Origin of the sequence: Paraburkholderia aspalathi (assembly GCF_900116445.1) — a bacterium.
GTDB lineage: Bacteria > Pseudomonadota > Gammaproteobacteria > Burkholderiales > Burkholderiaceae > Paraburkholderia > Paraburkholderia aspalathi.
In genome coordinates this window covers 195,340-218,064 of the sequence record NZ_FPBH01000013.1, presented here as the reverse complement: position 1 = coordinate 218,064, position 22,725 = coordinate 195,340, and the positions used below count along the sequence as shown (strand labels likewise).

23 protein-coding genes are annotated in these 22,725 nt (G+C 61.8%); 15 read left to right on the top strand and 8 right to left on the bottom strand.

The window, feature by feature from the left end; translation table 11 throughout:
• Positions 1–70 precede the first annotated feature (70 nt).
• Positions 71–1,093, bottom strand: coding sequence for an aldo/keto reductase (locus BM438_RS21120; protein WP_093637144.1), 1,023 nt, complete (start codon positions 1,091–1,093; stop codon positions 71–73).
• Positions 1,094–1,204: 111 nt separating this feature from the next.
• On the opposite strand from BM438_RS21120, the gene BM438_RS21115 reads away from it, so the two are divergent.
• Positions 1,205–2,116 (top strand): LysR family transcriptional regulator, encoded by a 912-nt coding sequence (locus tag BM438_RS21115; protein WP_093637141.1) that lies wholly within the window; start codon positions 1,205–1,207, stop codon positions 2,114–2,116.
• An 84-nt stretch (positions 2,117–2,200) separates the two neighbouring features.
• Here the strand turns inward: BM438_RS21115 and BM438_RS21110 are convergent, their stop codons facing one another.
• Positions 2,201–2,533 (bottom strand): DUF2322 family protein, encoded by a 333-nt coding sequence (locus tag BM438_RS21110; RefSeq protein ID WP_093637138.1) that lies wholly within the window; start codon positions 2,531–2,533, stop codon positions 2,201–2,203.
• Between the two features lie 219 nt (positions 2,534–2,752).
• Between BM438_RS21110 and BM438_RS21105 the strand changes: the two genes are divergently transcribed.
• Entirely contained in the window at positions 2,753–3,214 is a 462-nt protein-coding gene (locus BM438_RS21105) for a TerB family tellurite resistance protein (RefSeq protein ID WP_093637135.1), read from the top strand.
• Here the strand turns inward: BM438_RS21105 and BM438_RS21100 are convergent.
• Positions 3,187–4,068 (bottom strand): LysR family transcriptional regulator, encoded by an 882-nt coding sequence (locus tag BM438_RS21100; protein ID WP_093637132.1) that lies wholly within the window; start codon positions 4,066–4,068, stop codon positions 3,187–3,189. The genes BM438_RS21105 and BM438_RS21100 overlap by 28 nt on opposite strands.
• Before the next feature lie 121 nt (positions 4,069–4,189).
• Here BM438_RS21100 and BM438_RS21095 point away from each other — a divergent pair, with 121 nt between their 5' ends.
• From BM438_RS21095 to BM438_RS21080, 4 genes are all read left to right on the top strand, one after another.
• Complete coding sequence (locus tag BM438_RS21095) at positions 4,190–4,939, top strand: TerC family protein (RefSeq protein WP_093637129.1); 750 nt, start codon at positions 4,190–4,192, stop codon at positions 4,937–4,939.
• A gap of 41 nt (positions 4,940–4,980) precedes the next feature.
• On the top strand, positions 4,981–5,304 hold the full coding sequence (locus BM438_RS21090; RefSeq protein ID WP_093637126.1) for a TFIIB-type zinc ribbon-containing protein: 324 nt from the start codon (positions 4,981–4,983) through the stop codon (positions 5,302–5,304).
• 358 nt (positions 5,305–5,662) lie between these two features.
• Positions 5,663–6,604: a YVTN family beta-propeller repeat protein gene (locus tag BM438_RS21085; RefSeq protein WP_244179415.1), complete on the top strand. Its 942-nt coding sequence runs from the start codon at positions 5,663–5,665 to the stop codon at positions 6,602–6,604.
• Between the two features lie 48 nt (positions 6,605–6,652).
• Positions 6,653–7,657, top strand: coding sequence for a sterol desaturase family protein (locus BM438_RS21080; RefSeq protein WP_093637119.1), 1,005 nt, complete (start codon positions 6,653–6,655; stop codon positions 7,655–7,657).
• Positions 7,658–7,682: 25 nt separating this feature from the next.
• Here the strand turns inward: BM438_RS21080 and BM438_RS21075 are convergent, their stop codons facing one another.
• Both BM438_RS21075 and BM438_RS21070 read right to left on the bottom strand, forming a co-directional pair.
• Positions 7,683–8,528 (bottom strand): DUF2182 domain-containing protein, encoded by an 846-nt coding sequence (locus BM438_RS21075; RefSeq protein ID WP_093637116.1) that lies wholly within the window; start codon positions 8,526–8,528, stop codon positions 7,683–7,685.
• An 8-nt stretch (positions 8,529–8,536) separates the two neighbouring features.
• Positions 8,537–9,310, bottom strand: coding sequence for a DUF899 domain-containing protein (locus tag BM438_RS21070; protein ID WP_093637113.1), 774 nt, complete (start codon positions 9,308–9,310; stop codon positions 8,537–8,539).
• Between the two features lie 130 nt (positions 9,311–9,440).
• On the opposite strand from BM438_RS21070, the gene BM438_RS21065 reads away from it, so the two are divergent.
• Both BM438_RS21065 and BM438_RS21060 read left to right on the top strand, forming a co-directional pair.
• Positions 9,441–10,658, top strand: a complete 1,218-nt coding sequence (locus BM438_RS21065; protein ID WP_093637110.1) for a helix-turn-helix domain-containing protein — start codon at positions 9,441–9,443, stop codon at positions 10,656–10,658.
• 13 nt (positions 10,659–10,671) lie between these two features.
• Complete coding sequence (locus BM438_RS21060; RefSeq protein WP_093637107.1) at positions 10,672–11,340, top strand: Vgb family protein; 669 nt, start codon at positions 10,672–10,674, stop codon at positions 11,338–11,340.
• Position 11,341: 1 nt separating this feature from the next.
• Here the strand turns inward: BM438_RS21060 and BM438_RS21055 are convergent, their stop codons facing one another.
• Positions 11,342–12,241, bottom strand: a complete 900-nt coding sequence (locus tag BM438_RS21055) for a LysR family transcriptional regulator (protein ID WP_093637104.1) — start codon at positions 12,239–12,241, stop codon at positions 11,342–11,344.
• 108 nt (positions 12,242–12,349) lie between these two features.
• Here BM438_RS21055 and BM438_RS21050 point away from each other — a divergent pair, with 108 nt between their 5' ends.
• Together BM438_RS21050 and BM438_RS21045 are read left to right on the top strand one after the other, a co-directional pair.
• The gene (locus BM438_RS21050; protein WP_093637102.1) at positions 12,350–13,333 is read left to right on the top strand and encodes an aldo/keto reductase; all 984 of its coding nucleotides are present in this window, start codon (positions 12,350–12,352) and stop codon (positions 13,331–13,333) included.
• A gap of 264 nt (positions 13,334–13,597) precedes the next feature.
• On the top strand, positions 13,598–14,944 hold the full coding sequence (locus tag BM438_RS21045) for a 2-hydroxycarboxylate transporter family protein (RefSeq protein WP_093637099.1): 1,347 nt from the start codon (positions 13,598–13,600) through the stop codon (positions 14,942–14,944).
• Between the two features lie 78 nt (positions 14,945–15,022).
• Here the strand turns inward: BM438_RS21045 and BM438_RS21040 are convergent, their stop codons facing one another.
• Complete coding sequence (locus tag BM438_RS21040) at positions 15,023–15,412, bottom strand: hypothetical protein (protein ID WP_093637096.1); 390 nt, start codon at positions 15,410–15,412, stop codon at positions 15,023–15,025.
• Positions 15,413–15,907: 495 nt separating this feature from the next.
• Here BM438_RS21040 and oxlT point away from each other — a divergent pair, with 495 nt between their 5' ends.
• From oxlT to BM438_RS21020, 4 genes are all read left to right on the top strand, one after another.
• Positions 15,908–17,239: an oxalate/formate MFS antiporter gene (oxlT, locus tag BM438_RS21035; protein ID WP_093637093.1), complete on the top strand. Its 1,332-nt coding sequence runs from the start codon at positions 15,908–15,910 to the stop codon at positions 17,237–17,239.
• 63 nt (positions 17,240–17,302) lie between these two features.
• Positions 17,303–19,045 carry an oxalyl-CoA decarboxylase gene (gene oxc / locus BM438_RS21030; RefSeq protein WP_093637090.1) on the top strand — a complete coding sequence of 581 codons (1,743 nt, stop codon included), beginning with the start codon at positions 17,303–17,305 and terminating at the stop codon, positions 19,043–19,045.
• Between the two features lie 25 nt (positions 19,046–19,070).
• Positions 19,071–20,321 carry a formyl-CoA transferase gene (gene frc / locus BM438_RS21025; RefSeq protein ID WP_093637087.1) on the top strand — a complete coding sequence of 417 codons (1,251 nt, stop codon included), beginning with the start codon at positions 19,071–19,073 and terminating at the stop codon, positions 20,319–20,321.
• Positions 20,322–20,434: 113 nt separating this feature from the next.
• On the top strand, positions 20,435–20,866 hold the full coding sequence (locus BM438_RS21020) for a PAS domain-containing protein (protein WP_093637084.1): 432 nt from the start codon (positions 20,435–20,437) through the stop codon (positions 20,864–20,866).
• Positions 20,867–20,869: 3 nt separating this feature from the next.
• On the opposite strand, the gene BM438_RS21015 is transcribed toward BM438_RS21020, so the two are convergent.
• Complete coding sequence (locus BM438_RS21015; protein ID WP_093637204.1) at positions 20,870–21,484, bottom strand: TetR/AcrR family transcriptional regulator; 615 nt, start codon at positions 21,482–21,484, stop codon at positions 20,870–20,872.
• An 83-nt stretch (positions 21,485–21,567) separates the two neighbouring features.
• Between BM438_RS21015 and BM438_RS21010 the strand changes: the two genes are divergently transcribed.
• Entirely contained in the window at positions 21,568–22,701 is a 1,134-nt protein-coding gene (locus BM438_RS21010) for an MBL fold metallo-hydrolase (RefSeq protein WP_093637081.1), read from the top strand.
• The last annotated feature ends 24 nt before the right edge of the window (positions 22,702–22,725 follow it).

Below are 22,725 nucleotides of genomic sequence, written 5' to 3'. Positions count from 1 at the left end.
ACAGGGTGAGCCACGCCGCGGCGCATTCAAGCGTGCGTGTCTCACCCGGTTTGCACGACCCATCACCGCATCAGGCAGCGTGGCCCTTACTTCCCTGTTCGCTGTCGAGATGCGCCATCTGCGCCGCTGCGTAACGTTCACCTGCGGCGGCCCCATGCGGCACTGCCTGCGCGATCGCGGCCAGATCCTCAGCGCTGAGCGTCACGTCAACCGCACCGAGTGCTTCGGCGAGACGATCGCGCCGACGCGCGCCAACCAGCGGCACGATATCGCTGCCCTGTGCCGCAACCCACGCAATCGCGATCTGCGCAACCGAGACGCCTTTTGCATCGGCCACCTTGCGCAACGCATCCACCAGCGCGAGATTGTGATCGACGTTGTCCCCCTGAAATCGCGGACTCATGGCGCGGAAATCGCCTTTCCCCGCGGCGTCCTTGCTCCAGTGGCCGCTGATCAACCCGCGGGATAGCACGCCGTACGCCGTTACGCCGATTCCTAGTTCGCGGCAGGTCGGCAGGATTTCGTCTTCAATGCCACGGGAAATCAGCGAGTACTCGATCTGCAGGTCGCTAACCGGGTGCACTGCTGCCGCACGGCGAATGGTCGTGGCGCCTACTTCGGACAAGCCGACGTGCCGCACATAGCCGGCTTTGATCATGTCGGCAATCGCCCCCACCGTGTCTTCGATCGGCACGTTGGGATCGAGCCGCGCAGGGCGGTAGATGTCGATATGATCGACGCCCAGGCGCTGCAGCGAATAGGCAAGAAAATTTTTGACCGCCGCGGGACGCGCATCGTAGAGCGACCAGCCACCTGCGGGGTCGCGCATGGCGCCGAATTTCACGCTGATGATCGCCGAATCGCGGCGTGACGACGGCGCACTTTTCAGGGCCTCGCCGATCAGGATTTCGTTGTGGCCCGAGCCGTAGAAATCGCCGGTATCGAGCAAGGTGATGCCGGCTTCTAGCGCCGCGTGGATCGTTGCAATGCTTTCAGCGCGGTCAGACGGGCCGTACATGCCCGACATCCCCATGCAGCCAAGACCGATGGCGGAGCTTTGCGGACCCGTCTTACCCAGTTGAAGTTGCTTCATGATGTCCTCAGTAGGTGCGCCGCAAGAAAGGCGCTTGCGCTGAAGTATCGGTCGATTTCCAGCGTGCGATAATCCACCCCAATCCGGATGACCCGTGCGGAAAAGCGAACAATGCAGGAACCCGACCTGTCCGATTTGAAAGCATTCGTCGCCGTCACACGGGCACGCGGGTTCCGCCATGCCGCACTGACGGGCAGCGTGTCAGCCTCATCGCTTAGCGAAGCGGTTCGACGGCTCGAACAACAGCTTGGCGTCAGACTGCTCAACCGCACGACGCGCAGCGTTACACCAACGGAAGCCGGGCAGCGTCTTTTTGAACGGCTCGCGCCGGCCTTCGGGGAAATCACCATCGCGCTGGACGCGGTGAACCTCTTTCGCGAGAGTCCGACTGGAACCTTGAGATTAAACGTTCCGTCGATCGCGGCAAGAGAAATTCTGCCTGCTCTCCTCTCGCGTTTCCTCGCCGCTCATCCGGGTATCACGGTGGACGTCGGCACCAACGACACCTTCATCGATATCCTCGCGGCGGGCTTCGATGCCGGCATCCGCTACGACGAACGCCTCGAGCGCGACATGATCGCTGTGCCGATCGGCCCGCGCGTTCAACATTTCGTCGCGGCGGCCGCGCCGTCCTACCTCGCGGCCCGCGGCACACCTCAACATCCGGGTGAACTGCTGAACCACGCGTGTATCGGACATCGCTTCGACAGCGGCGTGCTCGCGACGTGGGAATTCAAGCGAGGCGACGAGGTCGTGCGGATCGAGCCAAACGGACCGATGATCGCCTCAATAATCGAACTGGAGCGAGGCGCGGCCATCGCAGGATTGGGAATCGTCTACTCGTTCGATGAATTTCTACGGCCGGCCATAGAGCAAGGTGCGCTCGTACCGATGCTCGACGAGTGGTGTCAAACCTTCACTGGACCGTTTCTGTACTACCCGAGCCGGACGCATATGCCGGCTCCGCTCCGGGCGTTCGTTGACTTTATTCTTGCCGGTGAAGAGTCAGGTAGTCATCCGTAGGCAGGGCGTCACGATGAACCGATATGGGTTACGGCGCGGACCGGTGTCACGCGATCCACGCCGTGCCATGCAACAGCAGCGCGCTCAGCCCGCTGCGACGACGTCGATGCGCAACGCTTCCCCACCGGCCACAATCGCGAGCAGATGGTCGACGTTCGGGTGTGCACCCGGACGGTTGCGCGCGTCGGCCGTATGCTCGGCGAACACTGCGAGGCCGTGTTCGGCCGCCTTGGCGTCCAGCGTGCCGAAGGCCTGCTGCAGATAGTTGTACACCGCGAGCGACCCCTGCTTACCAGGCTTGTTCTCGATGCTGGCCACCACGGCGCCCTTGCCGTCGAGCAGATCGATACGTTCGATAGCGTCGATGGCCGGCAGCTGGGCGAGGTTGTCCTTGAACACGTTGCTCGGTTGAATCACTGAAAACACTCCTTCTATTCGGAAAAATGCGGCGAGCCGTATCTTATCCGATAGGGTGTTTTGCATCGTGCTGAACGAGGAGATCTCATGCAGTTCATTGCGGAAGCTTCGGTTTTTCCGAACCTTAGCTCCCGGATTAGCAGATTTATCCGTTCCCCAACCTGACGCAGACTGAGGTTCACCACCACTGCGGACATCGTCCGCGCCAGGAGCCCAAACATGCGTACCTATCCGCGCAACAGTCCTCAAGCCGCCGCACGTATCGTCGCGTTGGCACTCACTTCCGACGGACACGTCAGCAGTTCGGAAGAGCTCGCCCTCGAAAGCCTGGATATAGCGGGCCAACTCGGTCTCGCACCAGAGCAATTCGCGCAGATTGTGCAAACGCTTTGCGAGGATCAATCGGTCGCGAACACGCCGTTCGCGCCGCCAGTCGGCCAGATCGGCGCGGCCTTGCTCACCACCTTGTTAGATGAGATCGACGACCCCGCGCTGCGTCGCAAGGTAATGCGCCTGTGTATCGCCGTCGCGATCGCGGACAACTATCTGGCGGATGGTGAAATTGCCTTGCTGGCTGCTGTGTTCAACGCATGGGGGCCTAAGCCAAACCAGATGGCAAGCCGGCACATCCCGTTGCCGGACACGCCGTACACTCACGCACGCCCGGCAGCGACCACCTGAGAAGCGAGCGCATGATGTTGTCCGCGTCGCGAGCGGATTGCGTGGATTTCTTCGACCACGCCTTCCGCTCGACCGAGCCAGCGCAGTCCGCGCAGCAGCGCCACATCCCCCGCGCCCAGTTCCGCGAGCGGAAACACGCCGAGGCCACGCGCGGCGAACACCGCCATCAGCGCGCTGTCTTCGAACTCTCCAACGATCCGCGGCCGGATTCCTTCGGTTTCGAACCATCGGTCTATCCGCGCACGCAACGCGCCGTGCCCGGTGGGCAGAAGCACGGGCAGCTCGGCCAGGCACTGCGGAAAACCGGCACGGGCGGCCTTGCGGATGATCTCCGCGGGGCCATACCAGTCGACCGGCGAACCGACGAGGCGCTGGCTCACGACGCGCAGATCCGCATTGTGCAGCGCAGGCTGGCACGCCAGCACGAGATCGAGCCGATGGAGCGCGAGCTCCGACAGCAACTGCGCATGTTCGCCCTCGTGGCAGAGCAGCCTGAGCGACGGCGTTTCAAGCACTGGCGCGAGCAGCGCGTGCGCGGCCAGCTTTGAGATGCCGTCGGAAAGACCCACTGCAAGCCGGGCAACACGCTCGCCGCCCGCCTCGCGCATCTCGTCGAGCAGCGCTTCGCCGATTTGAAAAATCTGTTCCGCGCGATTGAAAGCCGTCTCGCCGGCTTCAGTCATCGTAACGCCGCGCCCTGCCGGTTTGAGCAACTGGCGCCCGATCGATTTCTCCAGTTCGCGCACCTGTGCGCTGATCGTCTGAACCGCCATGTCGAGACGTTCGGCCGCACGCGCGAAGCCGCCCTCTTTCACGACGATCCAGAAATAGTAGAGATGGCGATAGTTAAGCATGTTGGCGATACTTCGAAAAAATCGATATATCGCTCAGATTATCACTGATTTATCCGAACCATGAAGACGGCGATGATGACGGCATACCGACGTTGCCTGTCACCCTTTGCTTACGGACCCCATGGACTCTTTACTCACACTCGCTGCCGACCCCGCCGCATGGGCTGCGCTTCTCACGCTGGTCGTGATGGAAATCGTGCTCGGCATCGACAACCTGATCTTCATCTCGATCCTCAGCAACAAGCTGCCGGAAGCGCAGCGCGCTCGCGTTCAGCGCATGGGCATCATGCTTGCGCTCGTGCTACGGCTCGCCCTGCTCGGCACCGTCGCGTGGATTGCGCAACTGACCGCGCCTGCCGTGACGCTGTTCGGCCACGCGTTTTCATGGCGCGATCTGATCCTGCTCGGCGGCGGCCTGTTCCTCGTCTGGAAGGCAACGAGCGAAATTCGCCACCACGTCGTTCATGCGGAAGAAGTACGCGACAAGGCCAGCACGACCGTGCAGTTGACCGCGATGGCTGCGATTGGACAGATCCTTGTGCTCGATATCGTGTTCTCGGTCGACAGCATCATCACTGCCGTCGGGATGACCGAGCACATGCCGATCATGTTCGTTGCCGTGATTGCGGCAGTCACCGTGATGCTGTTCGCCGCCAACCCGCTGTCGCGCTTCATTGACCGTAATCCGACCATCGTCATGCTCGCGCTCGGTTTCCTGCTCGTGATCGGCATGACGCTCATCGCGGAAGGTTTTGGTTCACACGTGCCGAAAGCTTACATCTACGCGGCTATGGCGTTCTCCGCGTTTGTCGAGGCACTCAACATGCTCGTGCGCCGGGCGAATTCGAAGCGCATGGTTAGCGCGGAGTAACGAGCGCTAGATGAATTTTTTTACTCTTGAGGAGCAACGAAATGAAATGTCCCGTTTGCAAGACCACTGACCTGCTGATGACCGAGCGACGCTCAATCGAAATCGACTACTGCCCGGTATGCAGGGGCGTCTGGCTCGATCGCGGCGAACTCGACAAGCTGATTGCGCAGGACGCCGGCGGCGATGACGCGCAGGCTAACGCTACCGCACGCACGAGCCGCGACAGCTATCCGGATCGGGATCGAGATCGGGAACGGCATCGCGACCACGCGTACGACAACAACCGCACGTATGACAATCACCGAACGGATTATCGGGGACACAAGAAGAAGCGCTCGCTTTTCGACATGTTCGATTTCGATTGAAGGTGTCCGCGAATACGAGAACCAGGCAGCAGTTATCAAATCGAAGGCGCGCGCTGTCATCAGCCGCGCCTTTTTCATTTTCCCCTCTGACGTTGCCTCAGCCAGCGTCGAACCCTTCATACAAATAACAATGTGCCGCGTGTCATCGACAGAGCGAAGTGGCGCGTTAAGCCGTTAACGGTGTAGGTGTGGCGCGCGTTAGCCACGATCCACGCCACGCGCGCTGAATCCCCTGCGCCCGCCGCCATGATGTTCCCCCAAATTGTTTTCCTGCCCGTCTATCGTTCAGATGCCACTTTCTATCGTTTCGATTACAAAGACCTGCGCGCTTGCCGCGCTAACGTATTGCACGCTAACCATGGCGATGCCGGCGCAGGCAGCCGACAACGTGATCGTGCTCGACTCCGGCGAAGCCCAACTGACGCTGATCGATCCTGCTACGCATAAGGTGATCGGCACGGAGCCGACCGGTAAGGAACCGCACCATCTGATGATCACGCCCGACGGGCACTCGCTTATCGTCGCGGATTCGATCTCGAACGACCTGATGTTTCTCGATCCACACACAGGCAAGGTGCAGCGCAAGGTCGACGATATTGAAGATCCCTATCAGCTCGGTTTCTCGCCCGATCACAAATGGTTCGTGACAGCCGGTCTGCGACTGGATCGCGTCGACGTGTACCACTACGACGGCCAGAACATGACGCTCGCCAAACGTGTCCCGCTCTCGAAGACGCCGAGCCACATGACGTTCTCATCCGATAGCAAGACGGTATTCGTCACACTGCAAGACACCGGCGAAGTGGCCGCGATCGATCTGGCGACGCAGACGGTGCTGTGGAAACTGCATGTGGGCAACACACCCGCCGGCCTCTGGATGACGCCGGGCGACCGCTATCTGTTGATCGGCATGACGGGCGAAGACGATGTGGCCGTGGTCGACTGGCACAAACAACAAGTCGTGAAAAGAATTCAGACCGGGCGCGGCGCGCACAACTTCCGCAACCTCGACGACGGCCAGCACGTAGCGCTCACGAACCGCGTGGAAAGCACAATCAGCATTCTCGATTACAACACGCTGACGAAAAGCGCCGACATCACCGGACTCATGCCCGGCCCTGACGACATGGAACTGTCTTCGGATCGCCGCTACCTGTGGGTCACATTCCGTTTTTCGCGGCATGTCGGCATCATTGATCTGACGACATATAAACTTATCGACACGATCGCGGTCGGACGTTCACCGCATGGTTTGTATTTCGCCAATCGTGCGCCCGTGTATGCACCCAATCCGGACTGAACAGGCTTTCGTTTTGATGACAGCACCCGCAATTTCAAGAGGTTTTTGATGATCCACGAAATCCTCGCGCTACTCGACAACGGCATCTCGACGTTGCAGACACTCCTGTATGTCGACGTGGTGCAGCCGTTTTTCTATCGCTTCGGCCTGATGGGATACGACGAGGACACCTACGATGCGCTCTATTGGGTGATCGTCGGCGTGCTGGAAATCCTGGTCACGTATATCGCCTTGCGGCCGCTGGAAGCACTGCGGCCCGTCGAGGCGTGGTCCGATCGAAAAGCGCTGCGCGCCGATGTGATCTACACGTGGATCGCCAAACTCGGCATCATCAATATCGCGTTCTTCTTCATGCTGCAGCCGCTGTTCAATCACTGGCAGAGCTTGATGGCGATCTACAACGTGCCGAACATCGACATCGACGGACTGTGGCCGGGCGTCACCGATCAACCGGTCGTGTCGTTCCTTATCTACCTGATCGTGCTCGATTTCTTCGGCTACTGGTATCACCGCTGGCAGCATCGCTTCGGCGTGTGGTGGGAACTGCATGCGGTGCACCACAGCCAGCAGCAGATGTCGTTGTGGGCCGACGACCGCAATCACTTTCTCGACGACATCATTCAGGCGGCGTTCTTCGCAGCGGTTTCGCTGTTCATCGGTGTGCAGCCGACGCAGTTCGTCGTGCTGGTCGCGGTTGGCAACTTCATGCAGAGCGTGCAGCACGTGAACGCGCGTTTGCCGTATGGATGGCTGCTCGAACGCACGATCGTGAGCCCGATTTTCCATCGGCGTCATCATGCAATTGGCTACGGCCATGAAGGCACGCGCTACGGCTGTAACTTCGGCGTGCTGTTTCCGTGGTGGGACATGATGTTCAGGACCGCGTCGTGGGACCGTACTGTCGAGCCGACCGGCATCCGTGACCAGTTGCCCGTGCCGCACGGCGCAGCGCGTTCCTATGGCGACGGATTGATCGCACAGCAATGGCGCGCCTTTGGCCGCATCGCGATGCGGCTGCGGGGACAACGCAATTACGGCGGCGTGACGGACTGATTGTCATCGGCATGCGGCGGGTGACTCATCCCAAGCCTATGGCTCGTGCGATCAGCAACACGCCTGCGCCGACGATACCAACTCCAATCAAGCGCGCCGCCCGCTCGCCACGCGGCGCAAGACGTTCAACGGTGATGGCCGCCGTCACAGCGGCCATCACACGCAAATCCATGACCCCGGCAACGAGCAGGACCGTCGTCAGGCCGGCGCAGCAGTAGCTGCACTGCAAGCCCAAGTGCAGGCCGTGGCGCCATGCCGTGGCGGCGTCCGCTGACAATGTGGGCAACATGAGGCAGCGACCAGGTGTCGTGCGGCAGCAGGCAAGGCGCCGGGCCTTCCACGCCGTGAACTGCAGCGCCCCTGCGATCAGCACAATCACACCCATTGCGAACGGAACGGCGCGCGCCAGCGCCGGCTGTTGCATTTCGAGCGCCGCCAGCGCGGCACCGAGCGGAAATGCGGCCATGCCGAACGCGGTCCACACGAAGAAATACCCCGCGCCCACCACCAGCGTCAGCCAGCCCAAACCCGTTACGCCTGCCCCGCCGACGGCCTCGCGATAGCGCAACAGCATGGGGACGAGAGATGGCAGCATCATCGCGACCATCATCACCACCCACATGCAGAGGAACGACGCCGCGAGGCCAGACCACGTTTGTCCGCACATTGGCATCCATGCCGCCGACATCGTCCAGCCGCCGGGCATCGGCATCTCGCCCATCGCCGACATGGACGCGGCGCCGGCAATCGTCACCGCCGTGCTGACGGTGAAGAGTAACGCCGAGACACCGAAGAAAGCCCGCTGCGAAGCGCGCGCTTCGATCGAGTGCCCCGGCATCTCCCGCCCTCCGGTTGCGCTAACGTGTTCCATCGCCCGGCTCAGCGCGTCGTCTCGTACTCGTCGTGACGCTTCCACCAGACGCCTGTCTCGTTACGCCCCTTGGGCGCGCGGTCGAGCCACTGATACATACCCCAGATGCCGTCCACACCTCGCGCATAGGTGGAATACGTGTGATAGACGACACCGTCCTCGAGTACGAACGCACTCAGACCCGGCCTGTCGCGCGTGTACGTCGCCGCGTCGGTTCCGCATGTGGCCGCGAACTGGGCGACGGGCTCCGGGACGACCTGCGTTTCGTCCATCGCGTGGCCGCCACGCTCGTAGTTGTATTCGATGCTTCCTTCGCGCTGCTGCGCCTCCGTGAACGCGATGTTGAAGTCGAAGTTAAAGTCGCTGCCAGCCGAGGAAGCCCACGGGAACGTCCAGCCCATCCGGCGCTGATACGCCTGCAGCTTCTCCAACGGCGCCCGCGATACCGCCGACAACGTGACGTCGTGATTCGCCAGATGAACGGCGATGCCATCGAACCCATCGGCGATCGATGAGCACGACGGGCATCCCGCCTTGTAGTCGGGTCCGAACATGAAGTGGTACACGAGAAGTTGCGAGCGTCCTTTGAAGAGGTCCGCCAACGAGGCGCGTCCCGCGGCAGTTTCGAATGTGTACGCCTTGTCGATTCGCACCCAGGGCAGTGCCTGCCGTTGCTGCACCAGCGCGTCGCTCTGCCGCGTAAGCGCCTTCTCCGCCTTGAGCAGTTCGATCCGCGCCGCCAGCCACTCGTCACGCGTCCCGGTTTGATGTGTCGTGGTCATGCTTCCCTCCTTGGGAGTCCTTCGTCGATCGTTCAGTTGTCGATACGACGAACTGGTTGGTGGTCGTGCTAGATTAGCCACGGGCACCCGAACGGTGGGAGTGACAAGTGTGGCGGGATTCGAGTAGACCATGGACTCACTAGTGACGGCCGCGGCGCGTGCGCTCGCGGCGGGCGACCCGCTCGGCGCACTGAATCGCGTCGCCTTGCGTGACGATGCAGCCGCGCTCGCGCTGCGAGGCATCGCGATGGCGCAGCTCGGCGATCTCGTTCGGGCAAAAGCGCTGGTGCGAAGCGCGGCGCGCGCCTTCGGCCCGAAAGCGCCGGTGGCCCGCGCGCGGTGCGTGGTCGCCGAGGCCGAAATCGCGCTCGCCTCGCGCGATCTGGGCTGGCCCGCAAAAGCGCTCGACGCCGCGCGGGCAACGCTCGAAGCCCACGGCGACCGGCTGAACGCCGCGCATGCGCGGTATCTCGAAGTCCGGCGCCTCCTTCTGATCGGACGCCTCGACGAGGCCGAGCGCCTGCTCGCCCACCTCGATCCCACGCCCTTCCCGCCCGCGCTGCGCGCCGCCCACGAGCTGGTCGTCGCGGGGATCGCGATGCGCCGCCTGCAGACGAAAACAGCGCGCGCCGCGCTCGCGAAAGCCGAGCAGGCCGCACGTCACGCAGGTATCCCGTCGCTGACGGCAGAGGTCGAGAGCGCACGCCTTCTGCTGGACACGCCCGCGGCTCGTCTGATTGCACATGGCGAAGAGCGTCTGCTCGTGCTCGAGGAAGTTGAGGCGTTACTCGCGTCGAAGGCGCTCGTGGTGGACGCGTGCCGTTACGTCATACGTGAAGCAAACATCGTGGTTCCGCTTGCGAGGCGTCCCGTGTTGTTCGCGCTAGCCCGCGCACTGGCTGAAGCATGGCCCGAAGACGTATCGAGGGACACCCTCATCGCGCGCGCATTCCGGACCAAGCATGCCGATGAATCGCATCGCGCGCGGCTGCGCGTCGAAGTCGGACGGCTTCGCGCATTGCTTGGGCCGCTGGCCGGCGTGAGCGCGACGAAACGCGGTTTTGCACTGGTGCCGCACGGCGCACGCGAGGTCGTCGTGCTTGCACGGCCGGTCGAAGAGCCGCATGCGATGGTGCTCGCCTTCCTCGCCGACGGTGAGTCGTGGTCGAGCTCGGCGCTCGCGATTGCGCTGGACGCCAGTCAGCGCACCATGCAGCGGGCACTCGATTCGCTGGCGGCAGCCGGCAAGGTGCAGTCGTTCGGCCGCGGGCGAGCAAGACGCTGGATGACGCCACCCATGCCCGGATTCACGACCACTTTGTTACTCCCCGCTCCCCCTACCGAGTGATTAGGATCGAAACATGAACAAATCAACCGCCAAAATCATCCGTGAATATGGGCCCTTTCCGGGCGTCAACCAGGTGGGGGGCGTCACGTACGACGGTCAGCGTGTCTGGATTGCCGCCGGAGACAAGCTGAACGCCTTCGATCCGGTGAGCGGAGAAACGCTGCGCTCGTTCGACGTCGCCGCGCAGGCTGGCACGGCCTTCGACGGCCAGCACCTGTTCCAGATCGCCGACGATCGCATCCAGAAGATCGATCCGGATACCGGTCACGTGCTCGCCACCATTCCTGCGCCTGGCGGCGGTGGCAACTCGGGGCTCGCGTGGGCCGAAGGAACGCTCTGGGTGGGGCGGTATCAGGACCGGAAGATCCACCAGGTCGATCCCCAAACCGGCGCGATTCTGCGCACGATCGAATCCAACCGCTTCGTCACCGGCGTCACCTGGAGCAACGGAGAACTCTGGCACGGCACCTGGGAAGACGACGCGAGCGAGTTGAGGCGCGTCGACCCTGGTACTGGAGAGGTGCTGGAGAGCCTGGAGATGCCGCCTGGCCTCACCGTGTCGGGGCTGGAAGCCAACGGCGGCGATCTGTTCTTCTGCGGCGGCGGAAACAGCGGCAAGGTGCGAGCCGTACGCCGCCCCGCGCGAAACGCCGAGGTCCCGGTCGAGTCGGCGAGCGAGTAATTTACCGCTTGCTTACCCAGTCGCGCACCGCTTGCGCGAACAATCTCAGTGCGATCGGCGGATGGCGGTTCGCGGGGTAATAGAGGCACAAACCGGGGAAAGTCGGACTCCATTCAGGCAGCAAATGGATGAGGCGCCCCGACGCCAGATGCTCCGACACATGATATTCCGGAACCCAGGCAATGCCGATACCGGCGAGGGCGGCCTCGATCACCAGATTGAGATTGCCGAGCGTCATCGGCCCAGCAACATCGATATTCGCGCTTTTGCCCCGATGTTCGAGATCCCACCGGGGAAGTACGCCGCTATCAAAGCGGAAGCGGATGCACCGGTGCTGCATCAAGTCGTGCGGCGCTTTCGGCGGTACGTGATGCGCAAGATAGTCCGGCGAAGCTACCGCTGCGAAACGCATGTCGCCCCCGAAGCGGACGGCGATCATATCGCGCGGCACGTCGTCATAGACGCGTATGCCGGCGTCGAAGCCATCGGCCACGATATCCACAAGCCGTGTGTCCACGACGAACTCGACGTGAATGTCGGGATATGCCGCGAGGAAGTCAGGAAGAACATGCCGGATCAGCGGTCTCACTGACGCCTCCGACGCACTGATCCGGATCGATCCCGACGGCCGGTCGTGTTCCGACGCGACCTGATTCACCGCCTCTTCCAGATCCGCGATGGCGGGCCGCACCCGCCGCAGGAGCTGCTCACCCGCCTCGGTGAGCGCAACGGATCTTGTTGTGCGGTTAAGCAGCCGCACCGCCAACCGAGCCTCCAGACCCCGCATTGAATGACTCAGCGCCGAGGGCGAGACCCCCAGCGTACGCGCCGCCGCGCGGAAGCTTCGCTGGTCGGCAATGGCGACGAATGCAGTTAGTTCGGACAGACCGGCGCGCGCCATAGATGAATTTTCCTCAATGCCCTGTGCAATTCTAGCCAGATTGTTGAGCCAATCACAACAGCATAAGATCGTTGGCGTCAACCGACATCGCACGGAAGGAGCAAGAACATGCAACATCGCAAGCTTGGAAACAGCGGTCTCGACGTATCGGCGCTTGGCCTCGGCTGCATGGGTTTGAGCTATGGCTATGGCCCCGCGACCGAAAAGTCCGAAGGCATCAAACTGATCCGGTCCGCTTTCGAAAAGGGTGTGACGTTCTTCGATACCGCTGAAGCCTACGGACCGTTTTTTAACGAGGAACTCGTCGGCGAGGCGCTAGCGCCGTTTCGCGATCAGGTGGTGATCGCCACCAAGTTCGGTTTCAAGGACGGCGACGTGAGCCAAGGCCTGGACAGTCGACCCGAGCGCATTCGTGCGGTCGTCGAGGCTTCGTTGAAGCGCCTGAACACCGATCGCATCGACCTCTTCTACCAGCATCGCGTCGACCCGAACGTGCCGATCGAAGACGTCGCCGGGGCCGTCAAGGATCTGATCCAGCAGGGCAAGGTCAAGCACTTCGGTCTCTCCGAAGCCGGCGCGAATTCGATTCGTCGTGCCCATGCCGTGCAACCCGTGGCGGCACTGCAAAGCGAGTACTCGATGTGGTGGCGCGAGCCGGAAGAAACGGTGCTCCCCACGCTGGAGGAACTGGGCATCGGCTTCGTGCCGTTCAGCCCGCTCGGCAAGGGTTTCCTCACTGGCGCCATCGACGCGAGCACCGCGTTCGACAAAACCGATTTCCGCAGTATCGTGCCGCGCTTCTCGGAGGAGAACCGCAAGGCCAATGCGGGTCTCGTCGAAGTGCTGGGCCGGATCGCGGACGGCAAAGGTGCTACCCGCGCCCAGATCGCTCTCGCCTGGTTGCTGGCGCAGAAGCCGTGGATCGTACCGATTCCGGGTACGACCAAGCTTCATCGACTGACAGAGAACATCGGCGCGGCCGCAGTCGAACTGTCGGCTGACGATCTGTCGGCCATCGAAGCAGCCTTGCATGAGGTCAAGGTGGTCGGCGACCGGTATCCGGCCCATCTGCAGCAACGCGTCGATCGCTAATGCGCCTGGCGCGCCTGATCTCTACCTGACAGCGGGTTGGGCACAACGCGTGGTAGGGGTATGCACGGTACCCCGTGCCGTGCACACGATGCTACGCTTGGAGTTCTTTGCGCACGATACTAACTAAACGTAGATTTCAGCCAAACATCGCACAACTCGTCTAGCCGCCACGGAATACATGACGTGTGTCTTTGGCACTCCACAAAGTCGATAGCGAACTGAAAAAGCGGCGCAAGCAACCGAATATCCGTTCAGGAGACTTCGATGAAGACAGCGGCTTCCACCCCTCTACCGCCGGATCAGGCGAAGAAGCAGGCCTTCTGGCCCCAAGGATGGTGGAGGCTGATGGAAATCCGCATCGGCATCATTCCGCTGCCGATCTACATCATTGCCGGCGCGCTCATCGCAGTGCTTGTCTATATCGACAAGCTGCCGAATGAGATCTCGCTCGTGATCGTCATGTTTGCGTTCTTCGGTTTCACGCTGGCCGAAATCGGTAAGCGCATTCCGGGCATTCGCGCCATCGGCGCCGCTGCCATCTTTGCGACCTTTATCCCGTCCGCGCTGGTGTACTACAAGTTGCTGCCTGTGCAGATCGTGAAGGTCACGATCGAGTTCACCAAGTCCACCAATTTTCTCTACCTGTTTATTGCGTCCATTATTGTGGGCAGCATCCTGAGCATGGACCGGCAGGTCCTGATCAAGGGCTTCCTCAAGATCTTCGTGCCGCTCGGTATCGGAACGATCGTGGCCGGCGCCGTCGGGACAGCCGTCGGCACCGCGCTGGGACTTGGCGCCTATCACACGTTCTTTTTTATCGTCGTACCGATCATGGCTGGCGGAGTCGGCGAAGGGGCCATTCCGCTGACCGTCGGATACGCCGGAATCCTGCATCAGGATCCAGGTGTGCTGTTTGCGACCGTTCTGCCTCCTGTCATGCTCGGCAGCCTGGCGGCGATCATTTTCGCCGGCACGTTGAACTTCGTCGGCAAGCGATACCCTCGTTTCACCGGCGAAGGGCGTTTGCAGCCAGGCGAGCACGACGAGATGGACCCTGCCCAGCAAGAAATCTCGGGGCATATGGATGTGACCCATATCGCCGCGGCGGGGATCACCGCACTGACGCTCTACGTTGTAGGCATCTTGTGCCAGCGGCTGTTCGGCCTGCCGGCGCCGGTCGCGATGCTTTTTATCGCGGTGGTCGTGAAGCTCACGCAAGCGGTGTCTCCCCAGTTGCAGCAGGGCGCTTACATCGTGTACAAGTTTTTCTCCACCGCGGTCACCTACCCGCTGCTGTTCGCCATTGGCGTGTCGCTGACGCCATGGGACAAGTTGATGGCTTCCTTCACCCTGCCGACCCTCATCACCATCGTGTCAACCGTCGCCACCCTGATGGCGGTCGGCGCTCTGGTGGGGTACTGGATGAAGATGTATCCGATCGACGCGGCCATCGTGAACGCCTGCCACAGCGGCCAGGGCGGCACGGGCGACGTCGCCATCCTGACTGCCGCCAATCGCATGACGCTGATGCCGTTCGCGCAGATCGCGACGCGGATCGGCGGTGCGATTACGGTGACGACCGTGCTAATTGTGCTGTCGCGGGTTACCTAGGCAGTATCTCTCCACTGCGAGTGGCACCATGCAAGTCACAGGTGCCGCGGTCGCAACATGGACACACGCGCGCCGCGTCTAGACACCCGCGAGCGCCGGCAGCTCCATCTCATACGACACGCGCTCGCGCCAGCTGCTCATCTGCGGCTGATGTACCACGCGGGTCGGATGCTGCGCGCTTTCGACGTGAATCGATACGCGCGCCGGATAGCGCGCCTTTTTCCGCTCGAGAATGGCCCGGCTCAGAAACCCGACGCTATACGCTTTCAGCAAGTGCGGATGATGAGCTTCGATGTACGCGGCAATCTGCGCCTCCTCGTCGTCGATCGTGGCTAGCAACGCCAGCGTGCGCGCATCCCAACGGAAGCGCAGGCCGAGTTCATCGAAAGCACTGTTATAGGCGCACAGTTGCGCCTCTACTTCAGCATCGTGCGCGTTGTCGCGGGCGTCGAACTGGGACGGGTTCATGGTCGTCTCCTTCAGGCAGGTTGGCATGACGAAGAATAGGAGCGCGCATAGATAAACAACAGTTAAAGTTTTTTCGAAAAACTATAACGTTTTGCTTATATATAGATTCCTCTGCCGATCCGTAAACGCACCGGAAAGCATCCGTTTGTTCTTGCTGTGCACCACATCCCTGCTCAGTCGACGCAGAGCCTCGTTGCTCATGACCCGCAATCAGAACCGGCATACCCATCCATTCGGTATGCCTAATGCTAACCATAAAATGTTTTAACTTTTACTTATCGCTGTTCGCGCGCAGCATCCTTCAGACGCGCTCCACGCGAAACGCCTTTTACCCAGTTGTTGTGAGATCGACGGGCAACGGTTTTCGTCAGTGCAATTCCCTCTGGCCGACCAATGGCGCTTGATTGCCAACAGACAAACCGGCGATGAAGCGATTCGATCACGTAGGTCCAACGCGCCGCTCGAGCGCGACGGAATATACAGGAGACGAAGGACATGGGACATACCAACGTATCCGGGACAGGCAGTACGCCGTTCCGGCAAAACCGCTGGGTGCAGCTAGCAATCGGCATCGTATGCATGGGGCTGGTCGCGAATCTTCAATACGCCTGGACGCTGTTCGTCGTCCCGATGGACAACGCCCATCACTGGGGCCAGGCAGCCATTCAGACCGCCTTCACGGTCTTCATCGTCACTGAAACCTGGCTCGTGCCTATCGAAGGCTGGCTCGTCGACAAGTTCGGGCCGCGCCCGGTTGTGATCGGCGGTTCGGTGTGCGCGGCGCTCGGCTGGATCATCGACGCGCATGCGAGCAGTCTCGTCGAACTCTACATCGCGGCCGTGATCGCCGGCATCGGAGCGGGTTGCGTGTATGGCACCTGCGTCGGCACGGCGCTCAAATGGTTTCCGGACAAGCGCGGTCTCGCTGCCGGCTTGACCGCGGCAGGTTTCGGCGCGGGCGCGGCCGTCACCGTGATCCCCATCGCCAACATGATCCAGCGCTCGGGTTACGAGCACACGTTCATGTTCTTCGGCATTTTCCAGGGCGTCTGCATTCTGCTGCTCGCCACCATGCTGGTACGGCCGAAACCTCCTGCATTCGCGGTGGCAGCCAAACGCGTGGTCGCCAGCAAGATCGACTACACGCCCGGCGAGATGATCCGTTCGCCGCTCTTCTGGGTCCTGTATCTGATGTTCGTATTCGTCGCAGCCGGCGGCATTATTGCCACCGCCCAGCTCGGGCCGATTGCGAAGGAATTCGGCTTCGCCAAGCTGCCGGTGAACCTGATGGGCATCACGCTGCCGCTGCTCACGATGACGCTCTCGATCGACAACCTGTGCAACGGCTTTACGCGTCCGTTGTGCGGGTTTCTGTCGGATCGCATCGGCCGTGAAAACACGATGTTCATGATCTTTCTCGGTGAAGGCGTCGCGCTGCTCGGGCTCATGCAGTTCGGCCACAACCCGTACGCCTTCATGTTCTTCGCCGCCGCCGTGTTCCTGTGCTGGGGCGAGATCTTCTCGATCTTCCCGGCGACCTGCGCGGACACGTTCGGCAGCAAATACGCCGCGGCCAATGCCGGCACGCTTTATACCGCGAAGGGCACCGCGTCGATGCTGGTGCCGCTCGCCTCGGTGCTGTCGGCCAGCGGCGGGTGGAGCACCGTGTTCATTTCGGCAGCGGTGGTGTCGATCGCGGCAGCAGTATCCGCGAAATTCATCCTCGCCCCCATGAGAAAACGCTGGATCGAAAACTCAGGCGCGCCGGCTGGCGTAGTGATCGCCGAAGCGCGCCTGCGGCCGTCGCCAGGCGGCTCACCTGAATGAACAACAACGTGAACTCGCCACTCACGACAAATCCATAACGTCCCGCGACCAAGGAGCAGCATCATGGCAGAAGCCGACCGGCAAACAGTAGAAGAGACTTCGACACAACAAGCGGCCGAGACGACCGACGGGTTTCATCTCGTCATCGACGCGCTGAAACTGAACGACATCAGCACCATCTTTGGACTGGTCGGCATCCCGATTACCGACCTCGCGCGGCTTGCACAAGCGGAAGGGATGCGTTTCATCGGTTTTCGTCACGAGCAGCACGCGGGCAATGCAGCGGCGATTAGCGGTTTCATGACGCAAAAGCCGGGTATCTGCCTGACCGTGTCGGCGCCCGGCTTTCTGAACGGCCTGACCGCGCTCGCCAACGCGACCACCAACTGCTTCCCGATGATCCTGATCAGCGGTTCGAGCGAGCGTGAAATCGTCGATCTGCAGCAGGGCGATTACGAAGAAATGGATCAGTTGAATGCGGCCAAGCCGTATGCGAAGGCCGCGTATCGCGTGCTGCATGCCGAAGACATCGGCATCGGCGTGGCGCGAGCGATTCGCGCCGCGGTGTCAGGGCGTCCGGGCGGCGTGTATCTGGACTTGCCGGCCAAGCTGCTCGCGCAAACGCTGGACGCCGTCAAGGCGCAGCAATCGCTGGTCAAAGTGGTCGATGCCGCGCCGCGTCAGTTGCCGGCGCCGGAATCGGTCAAGCGTGCAATCGATGTGCTGAAGAGCGCCAAGCGTCCGCTGATCCTGCTCGGCAAGGGGGCGGCTTACGCGCAGGCTGACGCGGAGATCCGCGCGTTCGTCGAGCAAAGCGGCATTCCGTATCTGCCGATGTCGATGGCCAAGGGCCTGTTGCCCGATACGCACGAGCAATCGGCGTCGGCGGCACGTTCGTTCGTGCTGCAGGAAGCCGACGTGGTCGTGCTGATCGGCGCGCGTCTGAACTGGCTGCTCTCGCACGGCAAGGGCAAGACGTGGGGCGCGGAGCCGAAGAAGTTCGTCCAGGTCGATATTTCGCCGACCGAGATCGACAGCAACGTCGCGATCGCCGCGCCGGTGATCGGCGATATCGGCTCGTGCGTGGCGGCATTGCGTGCCGGTCTGGATGCGGGATTCGCAAAGCCGAGCGCTGAGTGGACCGGCGCGATCGCCGAGCGCAAGAGCAAGAACCTCGCAAAGATGGCCGCCACGCTCGACAAGAACCCGTCGCCGATGAATTTCCACAGCGCATTGCGTGCAATCCGCGACGTGCTGAAGACACGCCCGGACATCAACGTCGTCAACGAAGGTGCGAACACGCTCGACTACGCGCGCAGCATCATCGACATGTACGAGCCGCGCAAGCGCTTCGATTCCGGCACGTGGGGAATCATGGGCATCGGCATGGGCTTCGCGATCGGCGCGGCGGTGACGAGCGGCAAACCGGTTGTCGCGATCGAAGGCGACAGCGCGTTCGGCTTCAGCGGCATGGAACTCGAAACCATCTGCCGCTACGACCTGCCGGTTTGCACCATCGTCTTCAACAACAACGGCGTGTATCGCGGCACCGACGTGAACCCGACCGGCGGCAAGGACGTCGCACCGACCGTGTTCGTGAAGGGCGCGCGCTACGACAAGATGATCGAGGCATTCGGCGGTGTCGGCTACAACGCGACGACACCGGAAGAACTGACGAAGGCGCTGCTCGAAGCGATCGCGTCCGGCAAGCCGACCTTGATCAACGCCGTCATCGACGAAGCGGCGGGCACCGAAAGCGGCCGCCTGACCAATCTGAATCCGCAAAGCGCGGCAATGAAAAAGTGATCCAGCGTAACCACGGAGATATCAAATGACCAAACCACTCGAAGGCATCAAGATCATCGACTTCACCCACGTTCAGGCCGGTCCTGCGTGCACCCAGTTGCTCGCCTGGTTCGGCGCCGACGTGATCAAGGTTGAGAGACCGGGTTCGGGCGACGTGACGCGCAACCAGTTGCGCGACATCCCCGACGCCGACGCGCTTTACTTCACGATGCTCAACAGCAACAAGAAGTCGCTCACGTTGGACACGAAAAAGCCCGAGGGCAAGGAAGTACTGGAAAAGCTGATTCGCGAATCCGACGTGCTGGTCGAAAATTTTGGGCCGGGCGCGCTGGACCGGATGGGCTTTTCATGGGAACGCCTGAACGAACTCAATCCGAAGATGATCGTCGCTTCGGTGAAGGGCTTCAGCGACGGCCATCACTACGACGACCTGAAGGTCTACGAAAACGTCGCGCAATGCGCGGGCGGCGCGGCCTCCACCACTGGCTTCTGGGACGGCCCGCCGACCATCAGCGCCGCGGCGCTCGGCGACAGCAACACCGGCATGCACCTGGCGATCGGCATTCTGACCGCACTGATTGGACGCGATAAAACCGGCAAGGGCCAGAAGGTCGCGGTGTCGATGCAGGACAGCGTGCTGAACCTGTGCCGCGTGAAGCTGCGCGACCAGCAACGGCTGGAACGCGTGGGCTATCTCGAGGAATATCCGCAGTATCCGCACGGCGAATTCAGCGACGTGGTGCCGCGCGGCGGCAATGCGGGCGGTGGCGGTCAGCCGGGCTGGGTGCTCAAGTGCAAGGGCTGGGAAACGGATCCGAACGCGTACATCTACTTCACGATTCAGGGCCATGCATGGGAGCCGATCTGCAAGGCGCTCGGCAAACCCGAGTGGATCGACGATCCGGCCTACAAGACCGCTGAAGCACGTCAACCGCATATCTTCGAGATCTTCGGCACCATCGAAGCCTGGCTTGCCGACAAGACCAAGTTCGAAGCGGTCGACATTCTGCGCAAGTTCGATATTCCGTGCGCGCCGGTGCTGACAATGAAAGAACTGGCCAACGATCCGTCATTGCGCGCGAGCGGCACGATCGTCGAAGTGCCGCACAAGAAACGCGGCACATATCTGACGGTCGGCAGTCCGATCAAGTTCTCGGACATGAAGCCGGAAGTGACTGCGTCGCCGCTGCTCGGTGAACACACGGATGAAGTGCTGGCGAGCCTCGGCTACAGCCGGCAGGACATCTTCAACCTGCACGAAATCAAAGCGGTTTAATAGTGTTACTTACGCTACGGGCCTGGGCGTAGGCTCGGGCCTGTGAATACGGCGCCCCTCAGCGGGCGCCGTATTCAATTCAAGGATCTGCGGTTTTACTTCCGGGGAGCGCCATGCAAAGCGCTATCGACTTCGAGCAACTCGTCAACGTAATCGGCGACGCGATCATCATTTCCGATGCCGCCGGCAGCATCACGTTATGGAACCCCGGCGCTGAGCGCATGTTCGGCTTTACGCAGGACGAGGCACTGGGAAAGTCGCTGGACCTGATCATTCCGGAACGTTTGCGCGGCCGCCATTGGGACGGTTATCACAAGACCATGGCAACGGGCGAAACCCGTTATGGCAACGACGTGCTGCGTGTTCCTGCCGTCCATAAGGACGGGCGGTCGCTGTCGATTGCCTTTACGGTCGCATTGCTGCATTCGCCGCAGAACGAGCTCACCGGCATCGTCGCCGTGATCCGCGACGAGACCAGCCGCTTCCAGGAGGATCGCCAACTACGCAAGCGTCTCGCGGAACTGGAAGCATCCGCTGGCGCGTGAGCGTCAGGCGTAGCGCGCAAGAAACATATCGGCCGCAGATTCCGCGACGTGCCTTTGCTCATCCGCGCTGAGGGGTGGCTGCCCCATCGTCACCTGCGGCCAGAACGCGAACGCTTTCACGAGAGCCTGCAACTGCTGTGAGGCGAACATCGGGTTCGACGTCTTGAGGCGGCCATCAGCAGCGGCTGCGCGAATCCACACTGTCAGGTCTTCTTCGCGCTCGCCCATGCGAGCGACCATGTCGCGCGCGCGTTCCTGCGAATGAATGCCCGCCGCGATCGCAACGCGTGCCAGCGACAGAAACGCCTCGTTATTCAGAAGGGCCAGCTTTTTAAACAGAAGCTGGAGCAACTGCGCACGCAACGGATGCGCGGCCGAATAAGCCGTCACCTCGCCCGTGTCGCTCGACTCCCACAACTGCCCCAGGATCGCCGCAAACAGCGCTTCCTTGCTCGGAAAATGGTTGTAGACCGTCCGCTTCGAGACGCCCGCGCGTGCGGCGATTCGGTCCATGCTGGTCGCGTCAAAGCCGGCCGCGAGAAATTCTTCGATTGCCGCCCCAATGACGGCGGCGCGCTTGCGGTCGGTCAGGCGGAGGGTGGGTTCACTGGTGCTCATCATTAAATTTTACACCGGGCAGTTTACTTTTCTCGAAAATAAACTACACTGAGCAGTCTACTTTCCGCTTCGAGGCTGCCCGCATGACATCGTTTACCGGTTCTATTCGCCGCGCCTTGGGGCTGACGGCTGCGCAACGGGGGCGTGAATCGTTCGATATGTCGGCTCAGCACGACGGCGAGCGCTTTCGTAACGTCAAACCGCGTCCTGTCGAAGGACTCGGCAAGACCTTGAGCATCGTCTGGAATATTTTGCTCAACAAGCCGGCCGGCACGACGCCGGCGGGCGCCCTGCCCGTCGATGCGCTGACGCGCGAACAACTCCAGGCCGCACCGGACCGGAGCCTGTATCGCCTCGGGCATTCCACCATGCTGATCAAGCTGCGGGGTCAGTTCTGGTTGACCGACCCGGTCTTCGCTGAACGTGCATCGCCGTTCCGGCGCTTCGGTCCGAAGCGCTTTCACGCGCCGCCCATTGCCCTCGAAGACTTGCCGCCGTTGCGCGGCGTAATTCTGTCGCACGACCACTACGACCATCTGGACCGCGAGACCGTGCTGGCACTCGCTGCGAAGACAGGCGTATTCCTGACGCCGCTGGGCGTCGGCGACCGTCTGATCGAGTGGGGTATTGAGGCGTCGAAGGTCCGCCAGTTCGACTGGTGGCAGGGCGCCGAAATCGACGGCCTGGCGTTCACGGCAACCCCGGCGCAGCATTTCTCCGGCCGCAGTCTGTTCGACGGCAACAGCACCTTGTGGGCTTCGTGGGTCATCGTCGATGACGCGCTGCGCGTGTTCTTCAGCGGCGACACGGGCTACTTCGACGGATTCAAGGCCATTGGCGAACGGCTGGGTCCCTTCGACGTGACGCTGCTCGAAACCGGCGCCTACGACGCGCAATGGCCGTACGTCCACATGCAGCCCGACGAGACCGTCCAGGCCCACGTCGATTTGCGTGGCCGCTGGCTGGTGCCGGTTCACAACGGCACGTTCGATCTGGCGATGCATCGCTGGCAGGAACCGTACGAGCGCGTGATCGGACTCACCGCCGCGCGCGGCATTCCGCTGTCGACGCCCCGCATGGGTGAGCGGCTGGACCTGGCCTCGCCGCACCGCGGCGAGAAGTGGTGGCGCGAAGTCGCCGAGACCGAGAGTGCGCGAGAGTCGAGGACACCGCTGCGCCGGTTCTTCTGCCGCCAGACCCGGCAAGCGAATTCGTGAGGTCGACGACCTCGCGCAGCGTCG

Coding starts and splice junctions, on each gene's coding strand:
- BM438_RS21120 (WP_093637144.1), bottom strand. CDS start 1,093: ATGAAGCAACTTCAACTGGGTAAGACGGGTCCGCAAAGCTCCGCCATC.
- BM438_RS21115 (WP_093637141.1), top strand. CDS start 1,205: ATGCAGGAACCCGACCTGTCCGATTTGAAAGCATTCGTCGCCGTCACA.
- BM438_RS21105 (WP_093637135.1), top strand. CDS start 2,753: ATGCGTACCTATCCGCGCAACAGTCCTCAAGCCGCCGCACGTATCGTC.
- BM438_RS21100 (WP_093637132.1), bottom strand. CDS start 4,068: ATGCTTAACTATCGCCATCTCTACTATTTCTGGATCGTCGTGAAAGAG.
- BM438_RS21095 (WP_093637129.1), top strand. CDS start 4,190: ATGGACTCTTTACTCACACTCGCTGCCGACCCCGCCGCATGGGCTGCG.
- BM438_RS21090 (WP_093637126.1), top strand. CDS start 4,981: ATGAAATGTCCCGTTTGCAAGACCACTGACCTGCTGATGACCGAGCGA.
- BM438_RS21085 (WP_244179415.1), top strand. CDS start 5,663: ATGGCGATGCCGGCGCAGGCAGCCGACAACGTGATCGTGCTCGACTCC.
- BM438_RS21080 (WP_093637119.1), top strand. CDS start 6,653: ATGATCCACGAAATCCTCGCGCTACTCGACAACGGCATCTCGACGTTG.
- BM438_RS21075 (WP_093637116.1), bottom strand. CDS start 8,528: ATGGAACACGTTAGCGCAACCGGAGGGCGGGAGATGCCGGGGCACTCG.
- BM438_RS21070 (WP_093637113.1), bottom strand. CDS start 9,310: ATGACCACGACACATCAAACCGGGACGCGTGACGAGTGGCTGGCGGCG.
- BM438_RS21065 (WP_093637110.1), top strand. CDS start 9,441: ATGGACTCACTAGTGACGGCCGCGGCGCGTGCGCTCGCGGCGGGCGAC.
- BM438_RS21060 (WP_093637107.1), top strand. CDS start 10,672: ATGAACAAATCAACCGCCAAAATCATCCGTGAATATGGGCCCTTTCCG.
- BM438_RS21055 (WP_093637104.1), bottom strand. CDS start 12,241: ATGGCGCGCGCCGGTCTGTCCGAACTAACTGCATTCGTCGCCATTGCC.
- BM438_RS21050 (WP_093637102.1), top strand. CDS start 12,350: ATGCAACATCGCAAGCTTGGAAACAGCGGTCTCGACGTATCGGCGCTT.
- BM438_RS21045 (WP_093637099.1), top strand. CDS start 13,598: ATGAAGACAGCGGCTTCCACCCCTCTACCGCCGGATCAGGCGAAGAAG.
- BM438_RS21040 (WP_093637096.1), bottom strand. CDS start 15,412: ATGAACCCGTCCCAGTTCGACGCCCGCGACAACGCGCACGATGCTGAA.
- oxlT (WP_093637093.1), top strand. CDS start 15,908: ATGGGACATACCAACGTATCCGGGACAGGCAGTACGCCGTTCCGGCAA.
- oxc (WP_093637090.1), top strand. CDS start 17,303: ATGGCAGAAGCCGACCGGCAAACAGTAGAAGAGACTTCGACACAACAA.
- frc (WP_093637087.1), top strand. CDS start 19,071: ATGACCAAACCACTCGAAGGCATCAAGATCATCGACTTCACCCACGTT.
- BM438_RS21020 (WP_093637084.1), top strand. CDS start 20,435: ATGCAAAGCGCTATCGACTTCGAGCAACTCGTCAACGTAATCGGCGAC.
- BM438_RS21015 (WP_093637204.1), bottom strand. CDS start 21,484: ATGAGCACCAGTGAACCCACCCTCCGCCTGACCGACCGCAAGCGCGCC.
- BM438_RS21010 (WP_093637081.1), top strand. CDS start 21,568: ATGACATCGTTTACCGGTTCTATTCGCCGCGCCTTGGGGCTGACGGCT.